Raw genomic sequence first — 20,416 nt, forward strand, 5'->3', positions numbered from 1 at the left:
GGCGCCCAAGAGGCCGCGTGCACGGCGCCTTGGAAAGGTGCAGACTGTCCCCATCTGCGACGATTGCCACCTTGCAGGAATCCGAGCCCATGAACAAGCCTCTCTCTCCCGACACGACGCCCGCTCCGGTCGACGCGCGCAAGGAATCGCTGATCGAGTACCCGTCGCAGTTTCCCATCAAGGTGATGGGTGCCAACGTGGACGGCTTTGTCACCGCGGTGACCCACGTGGCCAGGCAGTTCGATCCGACCTTCGACGCCACCACGGTGCAGTTGCGCGACAGCAGCGGCGGCAAGTACCTGGGGGTGACCATCACCGTCACCGCCACCAGCCGCGAGCAGCTCGACGACCTGTATCGCGCGCTGACCAGCCATCCGATGGTGAAGGTGGTCCTCTGACCGAACCAATGGCCGCCACGGCCGTGGCGCCTGGCCTGGCGCTTTCGCACCTGGGCCGGGCCGACTACCTGGCCACCTATGCCGCCATGCGCGAGTTCACCCTCGGGCGCACCGATGCCACGCCCGATGCGCTGTGGGTCTGCGAGCACCCGCCGGTCTACACGCAAGGCCTGGCCGGCCAGGCCAGCCATGTGTTGGCGCCAGGCGACATTCCGGTGGTGCAGACCGACCGCGGCGGGCAGGTCACCTACCACGGGCCGGGCCAGGTGGTGGCGTATCCGCTGCTCGACCTGCGGCGCGCGGGCTACTACGTCAAGGAATATGTCTATCGCATCGAGGAGTCGGTCATCCGCACGCTGGGTTACTTCGGCGTGACGGGCCACCGGGTGGGCGGCGCGCCCGGCATCTACGTGAGGCTGGACGACCCGTTTTCGCATGCCGCACTCAGTGGACCGGCCCATCCCGCGGACCCGTTCCGGGGCCTGGGCAAGATCGCCGCCCTGGGCATCAAGGTCAGCCGGCACTGCACATACCACGGTGTGGCGCTCAACGTCGACATGGACCTGGAGCCCTTCGGGCGCATCAACCCTTGCGGCTACAGCGGGCTGAAAACGGTCGATCTTTCTACAATCGGGGTCCAGGCCACGTGGGATGAAGCCGCGCAGGTGCTGGGCCAGAAGCTCTCCGCCTTCCTGCAACCGTAGACACACCCACGCCGCCATGAGCACCTCCGAAGTCGTCCCTGCCCCCGTAGTAAGAGAGGCGCAAAGCCAGGAAACCTACAACCCGCTGGCCAAGCAGAAGGCCGCGGCGAAGCTGTCGCGCATTCCGGTGAAGGTGGTGCAGGCCGAGGTGCTGAAAAAGCCCGAGTGGATCCGTGTCAAGGCCGGCAGCCCCAGCACGCGCTTCTACGAGATCAAGCAGATCCTGCGCGAGAGCAACCTGCACACGGTGTGCGAGGAGGCCTCGTGCCCCAACATCGGCGAGTGCTTCGGCAAGGGCACGGCCACCTTCATGATCATGGGTGACAAGTGCACCCGCCGCTGCCCCTTCTGCGACGTGGGCCACGGCCGGCCCGATCCGCTGGACAAGGACGAGCCGCTCAACCTGGCCAAGACGATTGCCAAGCTCAAGCTGAAGTACGTCGTGATCACCAGCGTCGACCGCGACGACCTGCGCGACGGCGGCAGCCAGCACTTTGTCGACTGCATCCAGAACATCCGCGAGCTGTCGCCCCAAACCCAGATCGAGATCCTGGTGCCCGACTTCCGCGGCCGCGACGACCGCGCGCTCGAGATCCTGAAGGCCGCGCCGCCGGACGTGATGAACCACAACCTGGAAACCGCGCCGCGCCTGTACAAGGAGGCCCGCCCGGGCAGCGACTACCAGTTCAGCCTGAACCTGCTCAAGAAGTTCAAGGCGCTGCATCCGCACGTTCCCACCAAGAGCGGCATCATGGTCGGCCTGGGCGAGACCGACGAAGAAATCCTGCAGGTCATGCGCGACATGCGCGCGCACGACATCGACATGCTGACCATCGGCCAGTACCTGGCGCCCAGCAACAGCCACCTGCCGGTGCGCCGCTACGTGCACCCCGACACCTTCAAGATGTTCGAGGAAGAAGCCTACAAGATGGGCTTCAGCCATGCGGCGGTGGGCGCCATGGTGCGGTCGAGCTACCACGCCGACCAGCAGGCGCACGCCGCGGGCGTTTGAGCCGCCCCGAGTCGGCTACTTGCCGCCTGACTCGGCCGCGGATTCCGCCTTCACGGCAACCGGCTTGTCGGCCACCGGCACCCGGACCTTTTCCTTGTCCGTCACGCCGCCGTAGTCGTTGATGGTGGAGAACGTCACTTCGATCTCCTGCGCCGACTTCACGGCAGTCAGCAGATAGGCCTGTTCGCCAAAAGGCGCCGCCATCTCCGCATCGATCTCTTGCTGGCCACCGTTGATGCTCAACGTCGTCAACGAGACGTGGTACGGCGTGGGGTTGGCCACTTTGAGCACTGCCTCGCCCTTGTCGTTGGAAGCGACGGCCCATTGCAGCCGATCCTTCGCCTCGGCCACCTTGCCCGGCAAATCCGAGGGCCGATAGAACAGCTTGATGCGCGATCGCACCGCGACCTGCAGCACGTTTTCGTCGGGCGACTTCTCGGGAATCTCCTTCACGTTGAGCCAGAACACCGACTCACGGTCGGTGGGCAGCGCGCCAACGGGCCCACGCATGATCCGCAGGATGTTTTCCCTGCCCGGATCGAGCCGCGACAAGGGCGGGGTAACCACGAAGGGCGTCTTGTTCCGGCCCTCGCCGGCGTCGGACCAAGCCTGGACGATATAGGGCGATGTGCCCGTGTTCTTCATTGAGATGGACCCTTCGCGGTCCTTTTCGCCGAAGACCACGCGCGTGCCGCCGAGCAGGACGCCGGCCATCGTGGCGCAATGAAAACCGAACAAAAGGGCCATGCCGGCGACCCAACGGAATTTGATTTTGCTGTCCATAGGATCCAGCCCAATACGACTGTTAAAAATTGCGGCGCGGGGCGCGCCCATCCGTAAAGTTTAGGCGCGAGAGCCGAAAGCATCAAACCAGGAAATCACAAGACGAACTGAAATATTCAGACGGCATCGAGCCAATTCAGCTCCGGCCACACGCCTGCTCGCCAAAAATTGCGCATCCCCCTAAAATAAAATTGGACGACCCCATCATTCTCAGAGATCGAGAATTCGTGGTGGTCGCTCATGAATTCGATTGATCGAGTTCACATTTTTTCAATTTCAACCAGGGAGAGAATTTTGGCAACCACAACTACAAGTCCATCCGGGAGCATCAGCGGGCGCTATTGGATGGACGCTAACGGCAACGGGATCCAGGATGTTGGGGAGCTTGCTCAAGCGAACGCCCGGGTCTCGCTATATACAGTTACGACCGACCAATGGGGATGGACGGCCATCCACACCACGAGCGTCTTTACCGACGCCAAAGGCAACTACAAGTTCGATCTGCTGGGAGCAGGAACGTATCAGATTGCCTTTGCGTTGCCCAAGGATTCAAAGTCGTCGCCTGCCGACGCGGGGACCAACGACACCAAGGACTCCGATGCAGGCTACACATCCAGCTACCGGGACTCCCACAACTGGGTAATCGAAACCACCAATACTTCAAATATCACGTTAAAGGCTGGAGAAAACAAAATCCGGGTCGATGGAGGATTCGTGCCGCTCACCAGGTCCTACACAAGCGGCTATGTCACTGAATACAAGATTGGCGATAGTGAGCCGAACGCCAACGGTCCGGGCATCGCGGACGTTTCTGTGCGGCTGGTGCACGATACGAATCTCGATGGCAAAACCACCGCAGATGAAGTTGTGGCTGTCACGACCACCAACGCCGATGGCTGGTACGAGTTCCGAAACGACTTCAACGGCGCGGGCTACCGCGTGGAGTTCGGGTTGCCAACTGGCTTTTATGACGATGGCTTTGGCTATGGCTTTGACCACAACGAAGCAAATCGATCCAGATCCTTTGACTTGGTAGACGGCAAGTCTCTTGATGGCATTAATTTAGACCTGGACTGCAACTACTTTTTCAAATTGGGTACGCTAGGTGGCAGCGTCTGGAATGACGCAGACGCCGATGGCGAGCGAGGCGCAAACGAAGGGGGTATGGGTGGCGTGAGGGTCGAACTCTATGCCAACTTTGGCGGAGGATCCACGCCGGATAGCTTCGAGATCATTGACGAGACGATCACGGACAGCAGCGGCAACTACAAGTTCTCCACCGACATCTCCCCGGATGATTACTTGGTCAAATTCGTTGCGCCCGATGGAACCGTGCTAACCACCGCGGAATCCGCAGGCGTCGTAATGCGGTCAGGTGAAACCAACCTATCGGTGAATGCCGGTGTGTTCTCCGACAGCGCTCCCGTTCCGGCGGGTCTCTACGAGATGCTAACGGCTTCCAGCACGCTAGAGGTTTTCCTGGGCGCCGATGCCCAGAGCGCAAGCGGCGCAAACGCGGGGGCGATGCCTCCCCAAACGGCAGCAGGCGACATGTCTCAGGCGGCAGCCGAAATCCTGCGGAAGCTCACTGCCGCAATGGCACAGGAAGCCGTGGCAGCCTGAAGAGCCCGAAAAGAACAAGGGGCGGCCAAACAGCCGCCCCTTGTTGATTGCAGAAGCAGACGCGTTGACTGACCTATTTGTAGTTGAGGCTAAAAGTAGCCATGCCGTTGGCGGGTCCTGCCGTCATTGTGGGCGCCGTCTGGAAATAGCGCGCAGTGAATGGCACAACGTAGCTGCCATCCTGTCCGACCAGGGCGTCTTCACCAAATCGAACACCCGTGCTGTTGGCGTCGAGTACCTGAATGCCTACCCCCGTAGCCGCGCCAGCCCCTTGCGCGACCTGCAGCACACCCTGCTGCCCCGAAGGGTCAGGCGTCGCATCCATACGCAGGAAAACCGAGTTGTTAGCCGATACGCCTGCCGAGCAGTTGAGCTTGATATCGAAGGGGCGGGAGCCCGCCGTCGAGCCCACCCCGCTGAAGCTGTTGGTACGCACCTTGCCGAGTTGGACAACGATGTTCTTCGAGCCGGCATCGACGGTGCAAGAGGGCGTGACCACCGTGATGCCGTTGCCCGGGATGAAGACGGAAGTGAACGGCCTTGTGTCCGTGTCGAACGTCGCCGTCGCAATCTCACCCGAGTTGAACGGTCCGCTTCCCGTCACCGGTCCCGTCTTGAACAATTGGACCGTGTAGGAGGACGATGGAAGCATGTAGACATCCACATTACCGCTGAAGCGGACCTTGTCGGAAAGCACAATTGCGCTGCTGTCACCCGGATTAAATGTCAACTGAATTCCAACCCCCTTCACCCCGGTCTCATAGACTTTGGTGACCCCTGCCACCTCAGCCGGCCGCATGTTGTAGATGGCGCTCCCGCCATTGCTGCACTTGCCCACTTTCACGGGCGTCGAGACCCGGGGAAATGTCCTCGGTTCGCCAATGGGCCCAATAGCCGCATCGGGCGGAATAATGATCGTTCCCATGTTGAGGGTAAAAACAACCGTCGCCAGGCCAGGCGCGATCGTGCATTTCGCCGAAGCGCCGCCAGCACCCGCCGCGAAGACAAGGAGCGCGAACATTGTGCGCAGCCATCCGCTGATAACCTTCTGTTTGGGGAAGGCGCCGAACGCCTTCAGACGCGCATCAGTCATTGCTTCTTCTCCTTGTTCACATCCGCAGCAGCTTGTTGCAGTGCGCCGCACTGGGCGGCCACTTCGCGAATTGGTTGCGGCATTTCGACCTTCGGCAATGTGTAAGACACGCCGCATCGGTCTTCAGGACGAGTCCCCCAGACCACGGTGTATTGACCCGACTCGTCGGCACCTGTCACGAACGCCTGGCCATCCGGTCCAACGACTCCTGCTTCGCGGCCCCAACCGTCTTCGATTCGTGCGCCGAACGGTAGCGGCTGCCCCTTCGAATCGGTGAGGGTCATCATGAGGCGGTAGCCCACCGCGGTATCAAACTTGGCCAGCACAACAGCGCCGCGCGTGGGCACGACTTCGATGGCGGCGTTCTTCACATCCACCGTGTCGCCCAGGTCGGCCGTGCGCATCGCCAGGCGATTGGCGCGATAGGGCGCGAGGTTCGGAATGACTGCGTACCCCGCCGAGTCGGTTGCGACGCCTGGCTGCGATTCGAAGCCGACGCCTTCGGCCTTTGGCGCCTCGACCAAGGCGATGCTTTCGCCCAGAGGTTGCGACAAGGTCACGCCGCCGGAATGCGCCACGATGCCGCCGGCCAGACCCAGCGTCGTCTGTCCGTAGTTGCGGCCGTTCGAATAGCCTGCATCCACACGCCCCACCCGCGACAGGTAGCTCGCGCTGGCGCTGCCGTAGTTGCCGCCGTCGTTGTTGGCATGACCCGCGGTGACGTTGTAGGTCAGGCGGCTGTCGTCGAGTGCAGAACCGTAGATGCTGGCCTGCTGGTTGACGTTGCCGTGGTTGTCGTGGCTTGCGGTGTACTGTGCGTACGACCGCGTCTGGCCCAGCGGAATGCTCAGGGACACCGAAATCTGTCGATTCGATTGGCCGAACAGTGTCGTGCTGTAGTTGTAGAAGATGTTGTAGCTGATCTGCTTGTAGGCGCCCGAGTAGCCGATCTGGAACAGGCGCTCCTTGCGGTCGGACCCCCAGTAGGTCTGCTGCCGGCCGGAAGCGAAGATGGCACCCCAATCGCCGATGCGCTGCGATATGTCGAACCGCAGCTCGTTGCGGCGGTTGTGGTAGGGCGAATCGACGCCCTGGTCCTGCATTTCCACTGCTTCGGGAAAGGTGCGAAAGCCGCTGGTCGAATAGCGGTAGCCCGCCACGCGGAAGTTGGTGCCGGTATCCACGAAGGACTTGCCATACAGGAACCGCAGCGATTGGCCCGTAAAGCTCTGATCCAGGGCGTCGTTCTTGTCGACGGAGGTGCGGGCCGCGGTGATGTCCGCAGAAACCGCCCCGAATTCCTTCAGGTTCTTGCCCACACCTGCCAGTACGGACTGGTACATGTTCGCGGCCGTGAAGCCGCCGTACACGGTGAATTCGTTGCCGATGCCCCGGGCCAGCGTTCCTTGAGCAAAGAACGGCTCCGTCTTCCCCAGCACACGCTCGTCCGTTGAATAGCCGCTGCTGTAGTAGCCGTTGCGGTATTTGCCGACCGTCGCCTGATAGCGCCAGGCGCCTTGGCGCAGCAGCGTGGGCACGGCCGAAAAGGCTTGCGTGTAGCGGGTGACCCGGCCGTCCGCCTCGGTGATGGTCACCTCCAGGTCGCCACTCGACGCCGTGGCATAGAGGTCGTCGATGACGAACGGCCCGGGCGCCACATAGGTGTTGTAGATGATGTAGCCGTTCTGGCGGATCGTGACCCGCGCATTGGTCTGCGCGACGCCTCGGATGGTGGGCGCATAGCCTTGAAGGCTGTCGGGCAACATGGCGTCGTCGGACGAGACCTGCACGCCGAGGAACTGCATGCTGTCGAAGAAGTTGCCGGGCGTGGTGCCTTCGCCGATGAGCAGTTGCCCTTGGATGGAGGCCAGGTCCCGCGCGGCATAGGTGTTGACGGACTGCCAGCGCCCGCGACCGTCGATGTTTTCGCTGTAGTTCGAGAAGCTTCGGAAGCGCCAGTCTCCGTAGTTGGCACCCACGCGGATGCCGGCAAAGAAGGTGTTGCGGTCAACGCGGCGGGCGGCCGAGTCCAGTGGCGCGTCAAACGCACTTTGCGGCTGCGCGTCGATGATGTAGGGATTGACGGTGCCGCCCTTGTTGTTCCTGGACCAGTTCAACTGGTAGTCCAGCATGGCAGCGGTGATGCCCTTGTCCCAGCGGCTGGGGTCGACGGCGCCGCGGGCCGAGCGGCGCAGCGCCGCCTGCGGCACGCTGAGCAGCAGGCGTTGCTGGGCGCTGTCGTAGCTCACCGTCGAATCCGGAATTTCGGCCGGAAGATCGATGCACGCATCGGGCGTCGCCTGGGCAATGGCAGGGAAGACCTTCACGTTGACACCCCACTCGTCGAGCATTGACGGTGTGAGGCAGGGCACGGCGTCGCGGCTGCCCTCACGTTCGACGAAGCGCACCTTGGTTCGGCCCAGAAGCCGGTTTTCCATCTGGACGTCCACCATGTACTCGCCCGGCAGCACCTGGTTGCCGAAAGCGAAGATGGACAGGTCAGCGTGCTGCTGATTGCCGCCGATGCTGAGGAACTCCTCGTTGAAGTTGGAGCCGGCAACTGTGGTGCTGGCCGCCTGGGAGGACTCTGCAGACTTGCGGGATCCCGCCGGCGATTGCTGCACTTGCTGTTGCTGCTGCGCGAATGCCAGACCTGGCGCAGTCAGAAACAGGCAGGTATAGAGCGTTGTGGCCTTCGGCAGACGAAGGCCAGCACTGTTGCGAACACGCATGTTGCTCCCTTGTTATTTCTTTTCGCTGTTCGCGGCAGGCTTCTGGGCAACCTCTGCCTTCACGGCCACCGGCTTGTCGGCAACGGGCACGCGCACCGTTTCTTCCTGGGTTTCCGAGCCGTAGTCGTTGATCGTGGTGAAGTTGAACTGCACCTCTTGCGGCGACTTCACGGCGGTCAACGGCAGGGCAATCTCGCCGAAGGGCGCCACCATTTGCGGGCCGATCTTCTGCTGGCCGCCGTTGACCTTCATGGAATAGAGGGTGATGTGATACGGCGTGGGATTGCCCACCTTGAGCACCGCGCCGCCTTTTTCCGCCGCACTGACCGCCCATTGAAGCTGCAGGCGCGCATCAATGGCGCTCCCTGGAAGGCTGGCAGGGCGATAAAAGAGCTTGACGCGCGTGCGCACGGCAATCTGCAGCACGTTCTCTTCCTTGGCTTTCTCCGGAATCTCCTTGACGTTGAGCCAGAACAGCGCCTCGCGATCGGTCGGCAAGGCGCCCGGCACGCGAAGGATTCGAAGGATGTTTTCCTTCCCAGGGTCCAGGCGCTGCAAGGGCGGCGTGACGACAAACGGGGTCTTGTTCTTACCCTCTCCCTCATCGACCCACGACTGCACCACGAAGGGCGCGTTGCCGGTGTTCTGCACGGGAATCGAGGTTTCGCGCTGGTTCTCCCGCACGATCACGCGGGTGCCGCCAAGCACCACCGCGGCGTTGGCGGTCCAGTGAAGACAGAACATCAACAGAATGCCGGCAACCCAGCGAAGGCCGTTCTTGCTGTACATGGAGTTCTCTTTGAAGCGCGCAAATCGCGCTGAAATTCGATGCCGCATGCGTGCATCGGGACGCGTCACGCGGAGTCGGACGCGCAGCCTTGTGGGGAGCCGCACGGCGCGCGCCGGACGAGTCCGGATCGACGGCCGTGCAGCGATTCGCTTATTCGTAGCGGACCGTGAATTCCGCCGTGGCGTTGGCGATACCGGCAGTCGCGCCGCCGTTGACGGACACGTACTTGGCTTGGAACTGCAGGGAGTTCGCGCCCTGCAGAATCGTGTATTGGCCAGACTCTCTGCCCAGCGGAATCTTCGCGCCGGACGAGTCGCCGATTTCGACGGCAACATTGGTGGCTTGCGTGTTGCCGACCAGACCGCCGGCCAGGCGCAGCAGGGTGGCATCGGTATCCGGCGGACCCGAGAAGGTCACGTAGGCCTTGGCGGGATCGCAGTCCAGCAGTTCGATGGTGAACTTCGAGGGCGTCGACGACGAACCTGCGGCGGCCAGCACGCTCGAACGGACCTTGCCCAGCGGCACGGTCATGTTCTGGCTCTTGGGCGAGACCGAGCAGGTGGCGTTAACGATTTCGCCTTCGAAGTTGATGGTGCCGTCAGCGGCAAAGGCGCCTTGGGACAGAAGACCGACCACAGCGAATGCGGCGGCATTCAAGAAAGCTGTTTTCTTTTGCATTTTGAAATTTCCAAATGAAAGTTAATTGAAATTGAGGCCAAAATCTGCTCGCTAGCGCAAGACAGGCTGCGAAGTCTAATTGCTGCATTGCAATAGGATGAGCAAAAAAGTTCACGTTTAACATTGATCGACATTTGAGCGAATTTCGCCGTGAATTACGCACCACAGCAATGACTCAATTAACAATTCATCGATATTCCGGCGTGAAATTACGCACAGCAAATAACAATTCGAATACATTCAACACGCCATAAGCGAGCATTCACCCTCGTTACTTCCCAAGCTTTCTTTCCAAACCAGAAAGACAGCCTTGTCGGGCACGCAGCTTCTCGATGACGAAGCCAGGCACCACAGTCATGTCTCCAACGTTTCTCATGGAGAAGTCATGACCGGCAACCGCCAATCCCTGCAGCTCTACCGTCATCCCCTGTCCGGACACGCGCACCGCGCACAACTGGCGCTGGGGCTGCTGGGGCTACCCTACGAGTTGATGGAAATCGACCTGAAGAAGGGTGAGCAAAAGACGCCAGAATTCCTGAAGATTTCGCCCTTCGGACAAGTCCCGGTTTTGGTCGACGACGGCACCGCCGTCTTCGATTCCAACGCCATCCTGGTGTACCTGGCCACGCGTTACGACGCGCAGGAACGCCGCTGGCTGCCGCGCGATCCGGTCACCCAGGCCAGCGTGCAGGCCTGGCTGTCGGTGGCGGCAGGCCAGATCGCCTTCGGGCCGGCGGCCGCACGGCTGATCAACGTGTTCGGGGTCCAGCGCGATCCGCAGGAGGCCATTGCGCGGGCGCACGCCTTGCTCGGGGTGATGGAGCGGCACCTGGCCGGGCGGACCTTCCTGGTGGGCGATGCACCCACCATCGCGGACATTGCCGGCTACAGCTACATCTGGGCCGCGCCCGAGGGCGATGTGGACCTCGCGGCCTACCCGGCCGTTCGCAGCTGGCTCGCGCGCATCGAGGCCTTGCCCGGCTTCGTTCCTTTCGTGCAAACACCGGTCGGCCTGCGCACTGCGGCCTGAACACCATGGACAACCTTGGCCCCCGTGACGACAGTCCGTTTCATGCCGGAGAGCGCTCGGTGCAGGAACGCCTGGGCATCGGCGAGCGCATGCTGGGCATCGGCCAGCGTGCCATCCGCACCTGGATGCCCGAGCAGCACCAGCGCTTCTTCGAACAGTTGCCTTTCATACTCGCAGGCTCCGTGGACGGCGAAGGCCGGCCCTGGGCGTCGGTGCTGGTGGGCCAGCCCGGGTTCGTGCAGGCCCCCGATGCGCATCGGCTGGAATTCAGCGCCCGACCCATCGAAGGCGATCCGCTGTCTCAAGCGCTCGTACCGGACGCGCGCCTGGGATTCCTGGGCATCGAACTTCATACCCGGCGCCGCAACCGGGTCAACGGGCGCGTGGTGCAGGTCGGCGCCGACGGCTTCACCCTGGCCGTGGAGCAATCGACGGGCAACTGCCCGCGGTACATCCAGGGGCGCGAGTTCGAATGGGTACGCGATGCCTCGGATCTGCGCCCACGCAGCATCGACGCCCTGACATCGCTCGACGATGAAGCGCGAGCTGCCGTGGCCCGCGCCGACACGCTGTTCGTGGCCACGGCCGTGCCGCAGCAAGATGGCGACGGCGACCGCGGCGCCGACGTGTCTCACCGCGGCGGACGCGCCGGCTTCATCAAGATCGAGGACGACCGCACGCTGCTGGTGCCCGACTACGCCGGCAATCACTTCTTCATGACGCTGGGCAACCTGCAGCTCAATCCGCGTGCCGGCGTGCTGTTCATCGATTTCGACAGCGGCGACCTGCTCTCGCTGACCGGCTCTGCCGAGCTGGTGTGGGACGGTGCGCCGGAGCTGCAGGCCTTCGAAGGCGCCGAGCGCGCCTGGCGATTGCGCATCGAGTCGGGCCTGCGCCTGCGCGACGCCCTGCCGCTGCGCTGGAAGTTTCGCGACTGGTCGCCCAACTCGCTCGCCACCGGCACCTGGGAAGAGGCGCAGAGCAAGCGCCAGGCCGAACAGGACTGAGCGAGCCCTGGCGGCCCCATCGCGTGAACGCTGCGGCGCCGACACCGAGCCGCGCGCCGTTCAGCGCAAGGCAGGATTGGCGCGCAGCGATTCGACGGCCATGTCGACGAAGTTGCGCACTTTCTGGGTGGCGCGCCGTCCCTCCTGGTGGACCACGTGGATCGGCACCGGCGCGCCCTCGAATGCCTCCAGCAACGGCACCAGCGCGCCGCTGGCGATATGCGGCGCCGCCTGGTAGCTCAGCAGGCGGGCGATGCCCAGGCCGGCCAGTGCGGCCGAGATCGCCGAATCGTTGGTGGTGGTGCGCATGCGCGGCGTCACGCGCTGCGTTGCTGCGCGGCCGTCGATGCTGAAGCGCCATTCGGGTTGTGCGGTCAGGCCTGCGGCCGAAATGGTCACGTGCCGGGTCAGGTCCTCGGGCCGGCGCGGCGCCTCGTGTGCCTGCAGATACGAAGGCGCCGCCACCAGCACGCGCCGCACCCGCCCCACACGCACGGCCTGCATCGAAGAATCGGGCAACTCGGCAATGCGCACGGCCACGTCCACGCCCTCTTCCATGAGGTTGACGACGCGATCGAGGAACAGGCACTGCGCATCCACCTCCGGGTAGCGCTGCAGGTAGCTGGCGAGCACGGGCGTGACGTACATCTGGCCGAACAACACGGGCGCCGTGAGGTTCAGCGTGCCGCGCGGCGCGCCGTGGGTGCCCGCCGCGGCAGCCTCGGCTTCCTCGATGTCGGCCAGGATACGCCGGCAATCCTCCGCGTACCGGGCACCGGCTTCGGTGACACGCACCATGCGGGTGGTACGGGTGAGCAGGCGCAGTTGCAGCCGCTCTTCCAGTTCGGCCACCGCACGGGTGACGACAGGCGGCGACAGGTTCAGCTGGCGCGCGGCGCTGGCAAAGCCACCGCAGTCGACCACCGCGACAAAAGTCGTCATGGCTTGCAGACGGTCCATGGGCTCCTTGTTTCCCGAAGACGGAGTCGGGGCGGGCGCGATTATCAGGCGCGGCGCGGCATTCTTCTTGCAGGCGCAATGCACACTTGCGCGCCGCAGCGATTCCCTCGCAAGCTGCCCCGCCCCATAGTTGATCCCATGCGCCATCGCATCAAGACGCCAAGGAGCCACAAGTGACCTCGACATCGCCTGAAGCGCGCCCACCGCTTCCACCCTTCACGCTCGAAACCGCCCGGCAGAAAGTGCGCCTGGCCGAAGACGCCTGGAACTCGCGCGATCCCAAGCGCGTGGCCCTGGCCTACACGGTCGACAGCGTCTGGCGCAATCGCGCCGAATTCCCCGTGGGCCGCGAGCAGATCGAGGCCTTCCTGCAGCGCAAATGGGCACGCGAACTCGACTACCGCCTGATCAAGGAGCTGTGGGCGCACGACGGCCACCGCATCGCCGTGCGCTTCGCTTACGAATGGCACGACGATGCCGGCAACTGGTTCCGCTCCTACGGCAACGAGAACTGGGAGTTCGACGCTCACGGCCTCATGGCCCGGCGCTTCGCCAGCATCAACGACCTGCCCATCGCGCAGGCGGACCGCAAGTTCTTCTGGCCGCAGGGCCGGCGCCCGGATGAACATCCGGGACTCAGCGCGCTTGGCTTGTAGTGTCGCTTGGCCGTAGGCTCGGGGGCTATGTCAGCCTTATCCCCCCTGCCCGACTTCGAGACCGCCATCAACCAGGAATTCGGCACCATTGCCGGCCTCATCGGCCTGCATGCCGCGCTGCGCCCGGACAACCCCGCCCTGCGGGACGATTCGCGCACCCTCAGCTACCGACAGCTGGACGAACTCATGAACCGCGCGGCCGCCGCGCTTCAGCGGGATGGCCTGAACAAGGGTGACGCGGTGGCGGTGTGCGCCGCCTCGTCGGTCAACTATGCGGCGCTGTTTCTCGGCGCCCTGCGCGCCGGTGTTGCGGTGGCGCCGCTGGCCCCGAGCTCGACGCCGGCCAGCCTGGTGCGCATGGTGCAGGACGCCGGTGCGCAGGCTCTCTTTCTCGACGCCAGCACCGCCGATGCGCTGCGGGAGGTGGCCGGGGTTCGCCGCATCGCCCTCGATGGCAGCGGCAGCGAAGCCTTCGAGGCCTGGCTGGCCGCCCCCGGCAGCCGGCCTGCACCAGTGAATGTGGAGCCGGGCACCCCCTTCAACATCATCTATTCCTCGGGTACCACCGGCGAGCCCAAGGGCATTGTGCAGGGCCACGGCATGCGCTGGGCCCACGTGCGGCGCGGGTCGAAATACGAGTACGACGCGCAGACCGTCACGCTGCTGTCGACGCCGCTGTACTCCAACACCACGCTGGTGGTGTTCTTTCCCACCCTGGCCTACGGCGGCTGCGCCACCCTCATGCCCAAGTTCGACGCCGGCCGCTACCTGCAGCTGGCGGCGCAGCAGCGTGTGACGCACACCATGCTGGTGCCGGTGCAATACCAGCGGCTGATGGCCCGGCCCGACTTCGACAGCCACGACCTGTCCTCGTACCGCTACAAGTTCAGCACGAGCGCGCCGTTCAATGCGGCACTGAAGGCCGACGTGCTCGAGCGCTGGCCCGGCGGGCTGGTCGAGTTCTACGGCATGACCGAAGGCGGCGGCACCTGCATCCTGGAAGCGCATCTGCACCCCGACAAGCTGCACACGGTGGGCCGCCCGGCCGAAGGCAGCGACATCCGCCTGATCGACGAGGCGGGCCAGGAAGTCGCACCCGGCGAGGCCGGCGAAGTGGTGGGCCACTCGGCCGGCATGATGACCGGCTACCACGGCCAGCCCGAGAAGACGCGCGAGGCCGAGTGGTTCGATGCAGGCGGCAAGCGCTTCATCCGCACCGGCGACATCGGCCGCTTCGACGCCGAGGGCTTCCTCACCCTGTTCGACCGCCGCAAGGACATGATCATCAGCGGCGGCTTCAACATCTATCCCAGCGACCTGGAGGCCGTGCTGCGCCAGCACCCGGCCGTGCTGGAGGCCTCAGTGGTGGGCGTACCGAGCCAGGAATGGGGCGAGACACCGGTCGGTTTCGTGGTGGCGAGGGAAGGCGCCGAACCCATCGATGCCGAGGCCCTGCGCGCATGGGCCAACGCACAGCTGGGCAAGACGCAGCGGCTGGCCAGGCTCCTGTTCGTCGACGAGCTGCCGCGCAGCGCGATCGGCAAGGTGCTCAAGCGCGAGCTGCGTGATCGGCTCGCCTCCGCTGCTGCGAACCCGGGGGCCTGAACGGGCATGACGCGCAACCCAACGCCGCCCTCTTCATCTCGCGCCGCGCCACGTGAACTGAGTTCGGACCACCAGGCCGATGCCGGCGGCGGCAACTGGCTGCTGTGGATCCTGGTGGGCGCCGCGATCGTGCTGGGCATCATCCAGCCGCAGTCGCCCATGGACTACGTGCGGCTGGTCGACTGGCACACCGTCGGCGCGCTGGCGGGCCTGCTCGCCATCACGCAGGGCGTGGAGCGAAGCGGCATGCTGCAGTCGGCCGCGCGCCGGCTGCTGGCGCATACGCACCATGAACACACGCTCGCAGCGGTTCTGACCGCCACCGCCGCCCTGCTCTCGGCGCTGGTGACCAACGATGTCAGCCTGTTCCTGCTGGTGCCGCTCACGCGGGCACTGGCGCAACAGGCGCATCTGCCGCTGGCGCGGCTGGTGGTGCTGCAGGCGCTGGCGGTCAACGCCGGTTCGGCGCTCACGCCCATCGGCAATCCGCAGAATCTCTTTCTCTGGCAGCGCTCGGGTGAGAGCTTCATCGGCTTCATGGGAATGATGGCGCCCACCGTGGCGATCATGCTCGGCTGGCTGGTGGTGGCCTGGTGGCTGCTCGTGCCGCGCACGCCCATCACGTTGCGCGAATCGCAGGACGAGTCACCGCGCGAGCCGCGCCTGCTGGCCGTGTCCGTGCTGCTGTTCATCCTGTTCGTCGTGGCGCTGGACAAGGGGTGGCTGCCCTGGGGCCTGGCGCTGGTCCTGGGCGCCTACGCCGTGTGGCGACCGCGCCTGCTGCTGGCCATCGACTGGACCTTGCTGGCCATCATCGGCCTGATGTTCATCGACCTGCGCCAGCTCGCTGCGCTGCCCGCGCTGGCCAGCTGGGCCAGCCAGCTGCCCATCGGCAGCGGCTGGCGCGCCTACCTGGCGGCCGTGGCCACCTCGCAGTTCATCAGCAACGTACCGGCGGCCATCCTGCTGGAGCGCTATGTGCACGACCTGCCGGCGCTGGCGGCGGGCGTGAGCGTGGGCGGCTTCGGCTGCGTGATCGGCTCGCTGGCCAACCTGATCGCACTGCGGCTGGCCAAGCTGCCGGACGGCCTGCGCGAGTACCACCGCATCAGCATTCCATTCCTGCTGGCCTGCACCGCATCGGCGCTGCTGCTGCGGTTGTAGGGGCGTTGCCCGCCCCAACGGCTCAGTCCGCGACCTTGAGCACGAGCTTGCCGAAGTTCTCGCCGGTGAAGAGCTTGAGCAGCGCCTCGGGGAAGGCAGCCACGCCGCCTTCGACCACGTCTTCGCGGCTCTTCATGCGGCCATCCTTGAGGTAGCCGGCCATTTCCGCGGCGGCCAGGTGGTAGCGGTCGGCATAGTCGAACACCACGATGCCCTGCATGCGTGCGCGGTTGACCAGCAGACTCAGGTAGTTCTTCGGGCCCTGCACCGGCGTCGTGTTGTTGTACTGGCTGATGGCGCCGCAGATGATGATGCGGGCGCCGCGGGCCAGCCTGGCCAGCACCGCATCGAGGATGTCGCCGCCGACGTTGTCGAAGTAGATGTCCACGCCCTGGGGGCAATGGGCCTTCAGACCTTCGCGCACGGCGGCGGGGCCGGCCTTGTAGTCGATGCAGGCGTCGAAGCCCAGCTCCTTGACCACCCAGTCGCACTTGGCCTGGCCGCCGGCGATGCCGACCACGCGGCAGCCCTTGATCTTGGCCAGCTGGCCCACCGTCTGCCCGACCGCACCGGCCGCGCCGGACACGACCACCGTCTCGCCGGCCTTGGGCAGGCCCACGTCCATCAGGCCGAAATACGCGGTCATGCCAGGCATGCCCAGCACGTTGAGCCACTGGCCGATGGTGCCGGCGCGCAGGTCGACCCGGGTCAGGCCCGAGCGCTTGATGTCTTCCTGCGCAACAAGGCAGTACTCCTGCACGCCCAGCGTGCCGTACACCATGTCGCCCACCGCGAAGGCGGCATTGCGCGAGGCCACGACGCGGCCGATGCCGCCGGCGCGCATCACCGCGCCCAGTTCCACCGGCGGGATGTAGCTCTTGCCTTCGTTCATCCAGCCACGCATGGCCGGGTCCAGCGAAAGAGACAGCGTCTGCACCAGCACGCCGCCATCGGCGGGCTGCTGCACGGACTCGGAAGTGAAGGACCAGTCGTCCCGCTTGGGCGTGCCTTCGGGCCGCTTGGCCAGGCGTACCTGGTGGTTGGTGATCGAGGTGGTGGTGCTGTTCATCCAATGTCTCCTTGCGGGCGGGCGGCCCGGGCGCGGATGGTAGCCGGGGCATCGCCTTCCGGCGGTTGCGCAAGCGACAGCCGTACCTGCACCGACAGGCCCGGCGCGGCGTTGCGCAGCTCGAAGCTGCCGCCGTGCGCCAGCGCCACCAGCTTGCACAGGTACATGCCCAGACCCACGCCGCCGGTGGCGCGCTGGCGCGCACTGTCGGTGCGGAAGAAGGGCTCGGCCAGATGCTCGATCTGGCTCTCTTCCACACCGGGACCGAAGTCGCGCACCTCGATCTCCACCGCGCCATCCACCCGTCGAAGCGAAAGCTTGGGCGGCTGCTGGGCGCCTGCCAACTTGCCGCCATGGCGCAGCGCGTTCTCCAGCAGGTTGCGCAGCAGCAGGCGCATGCGGGTGCGATCCAGCGACATGATCGGCACGTCCGGCGGCAGGTCCAGTTCCACCTCGTCCTCGTGCGGCAGTTCGGCCACCACGTCGTGCACCAGCGTGGCCAGGTCGATCTGCTCGCGCAGCAGCGCCGCATGCGGGCTGGCGAGGCGCTCGCTTTCGAGCAGGTCGCTGATGAGGTCGCGCATCTCGCCCAGGTCACGCAGCAAGGCGGCGCGCTCGGCCGCGCCCTCCGGCGTGGCCGGCAGCAGTTCGGCATTGAGCCGCGCGCGGGTCAGAGGCGAGCGCAGCTCATGGCTCAAGGCCAGCAGCAGCGCTCGCTTGGCGTCCAGCATGTCGCCGATGTCGCGCGCCATGGTGTTGATGCGCTGGGCCAGGTCGCCCAGTTCGTCGTTGCGGCGGATCGGGATGGGCTGGTCGAAATCGCCGCGGCCGAAGCGCTGCGCGCCGGCGCCGATGTCGTCCAGGGGCCTGAGCAGGCGCCTGACCACGGCGTAGGCGGCCAGCACCAGCAGCAGCAGCACGCCCAGCGTGAGCCAGACGATGCCGTGCGGGCCGCGCTGCCACGGCAGGCTCCCCAGGCCGAAGCTGACGCGATGGCCATCGGCGGTGGTGCGGCTGAAAAAATTGCCGGCGCGGGACTCGAAGCCGCGCCCCTGCATGCGGCCCGGGTGCGATTCCCAATTGACCACCGGCCCTTCGATGCGCACCGCCAGCGGCAGCCGTTCGGTGAGCGCCTTGGCGCGTTCCACATCGGGCGGCGTTCCCACTTCGGCGGCGAGCCGGTCGACGTAGTCGGCGATCAGCGGCCGGCCCGCATCGCGCCAGCCGCCGGAGATGACGCTGCGCATGCCGCCGACGAAGACCGCCGTCATCACCAGGGCCATGACGACGAACATGGTGACCAGGCGCCAGCGCAGCGAATGCCGCCAGCGTCGATGCCACGAGCGCCCGTGGCCCTGCAATTGATCCGGGCTGCGGTGCCTTCGCTTCACGCCGCGCCGCTCTTTCCGACCGCCAGCGCATAGCCCGCATTGCGCAGCGTCTTGATGCAGTCCAGCGGCTCGAGCTTCCTGCGCAGCCGGCTGATCACGATGTCGACGGCGCGCGAATACAGCTCGGCCTCGTGGCCGCGCAGGCGATTGAGGATGTCGTCGCGCCCGAACACCTTGCCGGGTTCGCTGGCCAGCAGGGCCAGCAGCTCGAACTCGGTGCCGGTCAGGTCCACCCGTTCGCCCTGGCGCAGCACCTCGCGCTTGTCCAGGTCAATGGAGAGTCCCTCGAACTCGCGCCGCGATGCGGGAGCAGCGCCCCCCTGCGCGGCAGCCGCGCGATGATGGCGCCGCAAGATGGTCTGCAGCCGCGCCACCAGCTCGCGCGGCTCGAAGGGCTTGGGCAGGTAGTCGTCCGCACCCAGCTCAAGGCCGACCACGCGGTCCATCACCTCGCCGCGTGCGGTGAGCATCACGATCGGGATGTCGCTGGTCCTGCGGATCTCGCGGCACAGGGCGAAGCCGTCCATCTCAGGCAGCATCACGTCGAGGATGGCGGCGTCGTAGCCACCCTGACTCAGCTTGGCCAGCCCTTCGCTCGGATGCGAGGCGCTGTCCAGCGCAAAGTCGAAGCGCGAAAAATAGCTGGCCAGCGGTGCCGCCAGATGCTCGTCGTCGTCGATCAGCAGGATGCGGGGCATGGCGCGATTGTCCGTCACGCCGTGCTCCCTGGATGCCGTCTCACCAAGGATCCACCGGCCCCAGCTGGCCCAGGTGCGTATAGGCAAAGCCGCGTGCGTACTTGAGGCCGAAGCCCAGGGCGCGATCCAGCCCGATGTGGGCCGCCCAGACCAGCGCCAGGTCGAACACCGGTGCCCAGTCGACCGCCAGGCCCAGCGCCAGCAACGCAGCGGGCACGACCAGCGAATGCGCTGCGTTGTAGACCGCAGCGCCGGCGCGCGGCCCGGCCAGGTAGGCCAGCAGCGCCAGATCGGGCAGCAGGAAAGCCAGCGCGAAGAAGCTCCATTCGCCGCCGAAGCGCGCAAAGGCGGCCATGGACAGCAGCAGCAGCGCCACGCCCTCGGCGCGCAGCAGCAGACGCACGCCGCCGCCCGTCGCGCCCTCCTGCAGGGGCGCACTCGGGCGGCCCGTGGCGGGACGGATCTGCGCGGGCAGTGCGGAAGCTGGCCGCACCTGCCCTTGCGCCGCGCCGACCGCGGCAGCGCCGAAGCGCGAGGCTTCAGCCATGGCGGCCCCAGTGGCCGCGGCCGCGGCGATCCATGAATTCGCGCACCTTCTGCTGCTGCTCGGGCCGCAGGTTGTCGAAGAAGTCGGCTGCGGCTGCAATCACCTCGGGGCTGCCGCTTTTCACTGCAGCAGTCTTTTCATCGATCAGGCGCGCGGCGCCGGCCTGGTCGAGCTTGTCGCCGGCAAACAGCTGGCGGAACTGAGCGCGCGGGTCGTTGCCGCCGCGCAGGGCTTCGCGCTGTGCCTGCATCTTGTCGGCAAGAACGGCGAGCTTCTGCTTCTGCGCGGCGTCGAGGTCGAGCTTGTCGCTCGCGCGCTCGACCATCTTGGCGCGAAACTCTGCCGAATCGCCGTGCCAGCTGTGGCGGTACGCGCAGCCACCCACGCTGGCAGCAACCAGCGCGAGGCCGGCCGCACCGAAAAGAGAACGTCGAATCCAGGATCGCATGGAAGTCTTCCTCCAAAAGAGTGCATTG

Annotated in this window: 20 protein-coding genes; 9 read left to right on the plus strand and 11 right to left on the minus strand. The window is 65.3% G+C overall.

Going from position 1 to position 20,416, the window contains the following annotated elements; all coding sequences use genetic code 11:
• The first annotated feature begins 89 nt into the window (after positions 1-89).
• The 3 genes from VSO01S_RS04255 to lipA are packed head-to-tail and all read left to right on the plus strand — an operon-like array spanning position 90 to position 2,114.
• On the plus strand, positions 90-398 hold the full coding sequence (locus VSO01S_RS04255) for a YbeD family protein (RefSeq protein WP_068640554.1): 309 nt from the start codon (positions 90-92) through the stop codon (positions 396-398).
• A gap of 8 nt (positions 399-406) precedes the next feature.
• A complete protein-coding gene (gene lipB / locus VSO01S_RS04260; protein WP_174544707.1) occupies positions 407-1,102 on the plus strand; it encodes a lipoyl(octanoyl) transferase LipB in 696 nt (231 codons plus the stop codon).
• A gap of 16 nt (positions 1,103-1,118) precedes the next feature.
• Positions 1,119-2,114, plus strand: a complete 996-nt coding sequence (gene lipA, locus VSO01S_RS04265) for a lipoyl synthase (RefSeq protein WP_068640555.1) — start codon at positions 1,119-1,121, stop codon at positions 2,112-2,114.
• A gap of 15 nt (positions 2,115-2,129) precedes the next feature.
• On the opposite strand, the gene VSO01S_RS04270 is transcribed toward lipA, so the two are convergent.
• The gene (locus tag VSO01S_RS04270; RefSeq protein ID WP_068640556.1) at positions 2,130-2,897 is read right to left on the minus strand and encodes a fimbrial biogenesis chaperone; all 768 of its coding nucleotides are present in this window, start codon (positions 2,895-2,897) and stop codon (positions 2,130-2,132) included.
• A 240-nt stretch (positions 2,898-3,137) separates the two neighbouring features.
• Here VSO01S_RS04270 and VSO01S_RS04275 point away from each other — a divergent pair, with 240 nt between their 5' ends.
• Positions 3,138-4,520 (plus strand): SdrD B-like domain-containing protein, encoded by a 1,383-nt coding sequence (locus VSO01S_RS04275; protein ID WP_084241678.1) that lies wholly within the window; start codon positions 3,138-3,140, stop codon positions 4,518-4,520.
• 73 nt (positions 4,521-4,593) lie between these two features.
• Here the strand turns inward: VSO01S_RS04275 and VSO01S_RS04280 are convergent, their stop codons facing one another.
• The 4 genes from VSO01S_RS04280 to VSO01S_RS04295 form a co-directional block, all read right to left on the minus strand.
• Entirely contained in the window at positions 4,594-5,613 is a 1,020-nt protein-coding gene (locus VSO01S_RS04280) for a fimbrial protein (protein ID WP_068640558.1), read from the minus strand.
• The gene (locus VSO01S_RS04285; protein ID WP_084241680.1) at positions 5,610-8,345 is read right to left on the minus strand and encodes a fimbria/pilus outer membrane usher protein; all 2,736 of its coding nucleotides are present in this window, start codon (positions 8,343-8,345) and stop codon (positions 5,610-5,612) included. The genes VSO01S_RS04280 and VSO01S_RS04285 overlap by 4 nt, the downstream gene beginning before the upstream one ends.
• 12 nt (positions 8,346-8,357) lie before the next feature.
• Positions 8,358-9,203 carry a fimbrial biogenesis chaperone gene (locus VSO01S_RS04290; protein WP_245684102.1) on the minus strand — a complete coding sequence of 282 codons (846 nt, stop codon included), beginning with the start codon at positions 9,201-9,203 and terminating at the stop codon, positions 8,358-8,360.
• 82 nt (positions 9,204-9,285) lie between these two features.
• The gene (locus VSO01S_RS04295) at positions 9,286-9,813 is read right to left on the minus strand and encodes a fimbrial protein (protein ID WP_068640560.1); all 528 of its coding nucleotides are present in this window, start codon (positions 9,811-9,813) and stop codon (positions 9,286-9,288) included.
• A gap of 385 nt (positions 9,814-10,198) precedes the next feature.
• Between VSO01S_RS04295 and VSO01S_RS04300 the strand changes: the two genes are divergently transcribed.
• Positions 10,199-10,843 (plus strand): glutathione S-transferase family protein, encoded by a 645-nt coding sequence (locus VSO01S_RS04300; RefSeq protein ID WP_218002317.1) that lies wholly within the window; start codon positions 10,199-10,201, stop codon positions 10,841-10,843.
• Positions 10,844-10,848: 5 nt separating this feature from the next.
• A complete protein-coding gene (locus VSO01S_RS04305) occupies positions 10,849-11,850 on the plus strand; it encodes a pyridoxamine 5'-phosphate oxidase family protein (protein WP_068640561.1) in 1,002 nt (333 codons plus the stop codon).
• 60 nt (positions 11,851-11,910) lie between these two features.
• On the opposite strand, the gene VSO01S_RS04310 is transcribed toward VSO01S_RS04305, so the two are convergent.
• On the minus strand, positions 11,911-12,810 hold the full coding sequence (locus VSO01S_RS04310) for a LysR family transcriptional regulator (RefSeq protein WP_068640562.1): 900 nt from the start codon (positions 12,808-12,810) through the stop codon (positions 11,911-11,913).
• Positions 12,811-12,983: 173 nt separating this feature from the next.
• Here VSO01S_RS04310 and VSO01S_RS04315 point away from each other — a divergent pair, with 173 nt between their 5' ends.
• From VSO01S_RS04315 to VSO01S_RS04325, 3 genes are read left to right on the plus strand one after another with little or no spacing between them, the layout of a single operon-like run.
• Complete coding sequence (locus tag VSO01S_RS04315) at positions 12,984-13,466, plus strand: nuclear transport factor 2 family protein (protein ID WP_068640563.1); 483 nt, start codon at positions 12,984-12,986, stop codon at positions 13,464-13,466.
• A 27-nt stretch (positions 13,467-13,493) separates the two neighbouring features.
• Entirely contained in the window at positions 13,494-15,071 is a 1,578-nt protein-coding gene (locus VSO01S_RS04320; protein WP_068640564.1) for a class I adenylate-forming enzyme family protein, read from the plus strand.
• A gap of 6 nt (positions 15,072-15,077) precedes the next feature.
• On the plus strand, positions 15,078-16,235 hold the full coding sequence (locus VSO01S_RS04325) for an SLC13 family permease (protein ID WP_068640565.1): 1,158 nt from the start codon (positions 15,078-15,080) through the stop codon (positions 16,233-16,235).
• A gap of 22 nt (positions 16,236-16,257) precedes the next feature.
• On the opposite strand, the gene VSO01S_RS04330 is transcribed toward VSO01S_RS04325, so the two are convergent.
• Genes VSO01S_RS04330 through VSO01S_RS04350 form a run of 5 tightly spaced genes read right to left on the minus strand, consistent with a single transcriptional unit; the run spans position 16,258 to position 20,388 of the window.
• Complete coding sequence (locus tag VSO01S_RS04330) at positions 16,258-17,304, minus strand: NADP-dependent oxidoreductase (RefSeq protein ID WP_068640566.1); 1,047 nt, start codon at positions 17,302-17,304, stop codon at positions 16,258-16,260.
• Positions 17,301-18,695 (minus strand): ATP-binding protein, encoded by a 1,395-nt coding sequence (locus VSO01S_RS04335; protein ID WP_084241681.1) that lies wholly within the window; start codon positions 18,693-18,695, stop codon positions 17,301-17,303. Before VSO01S_RS04335 ends, VSO01S_RS04330 begins: the two co-directional genes overlap by 4 nt.
• Positions 18,692-19,393, minus strand: a complete 702-nt coding sequence (locus VSO01S_RS04340; protein ID WP_068640616.1) for a response regulator transcription factor — start codon at positions 19,391-19,393, stop codon at positions 18,692-18,694. Before VSO01S_RS04340 ends, VSO01S_RS04335 begins: the two co-directional genes overlap by 4 nt.
• Before the next feature lie 40 nt (positions 19,394-19,433).
• Complete coding sequence (locus VSO01S_RS04345; protein ID WP_084241682.1) at positions 19,434-19,940, minus strand: DUF4260 domain-containing protein; 507 nt, start codon at positions 19,938-19,940, stop codon at positions 19,434-19,436.
• Positions 19,933-20,388: a Spy/CpxP family protein refolding chaperone gene (locus tag VSO01S_RS04350; RefSeq protein ID WP_068640567.1), complete on the minus strand. Its 456-nt coding sequence runs from the start codon at positions 20,386-20,388 to the stop codon at positions 19,933-19,935. The genes VSO01S_RS04345 and VSO01S_RS04350 overlap by 8 nt, the downstream gene beginning before the upstream one ends.
• Positions 20,389-20,416: the final 28 nt, after the last annotated feature.

The sequence above is a fragment of the Variovorax soli NBRC 106424 genome (assembly GCF_001591385.1).
Classification (GTDB): domain Bacteria; phylum Pseudomonadota; class Gammaproteobacteria; order Burkholderiales; family Burkholderiaceae_C; genus Variovorax; species Variovorax soli.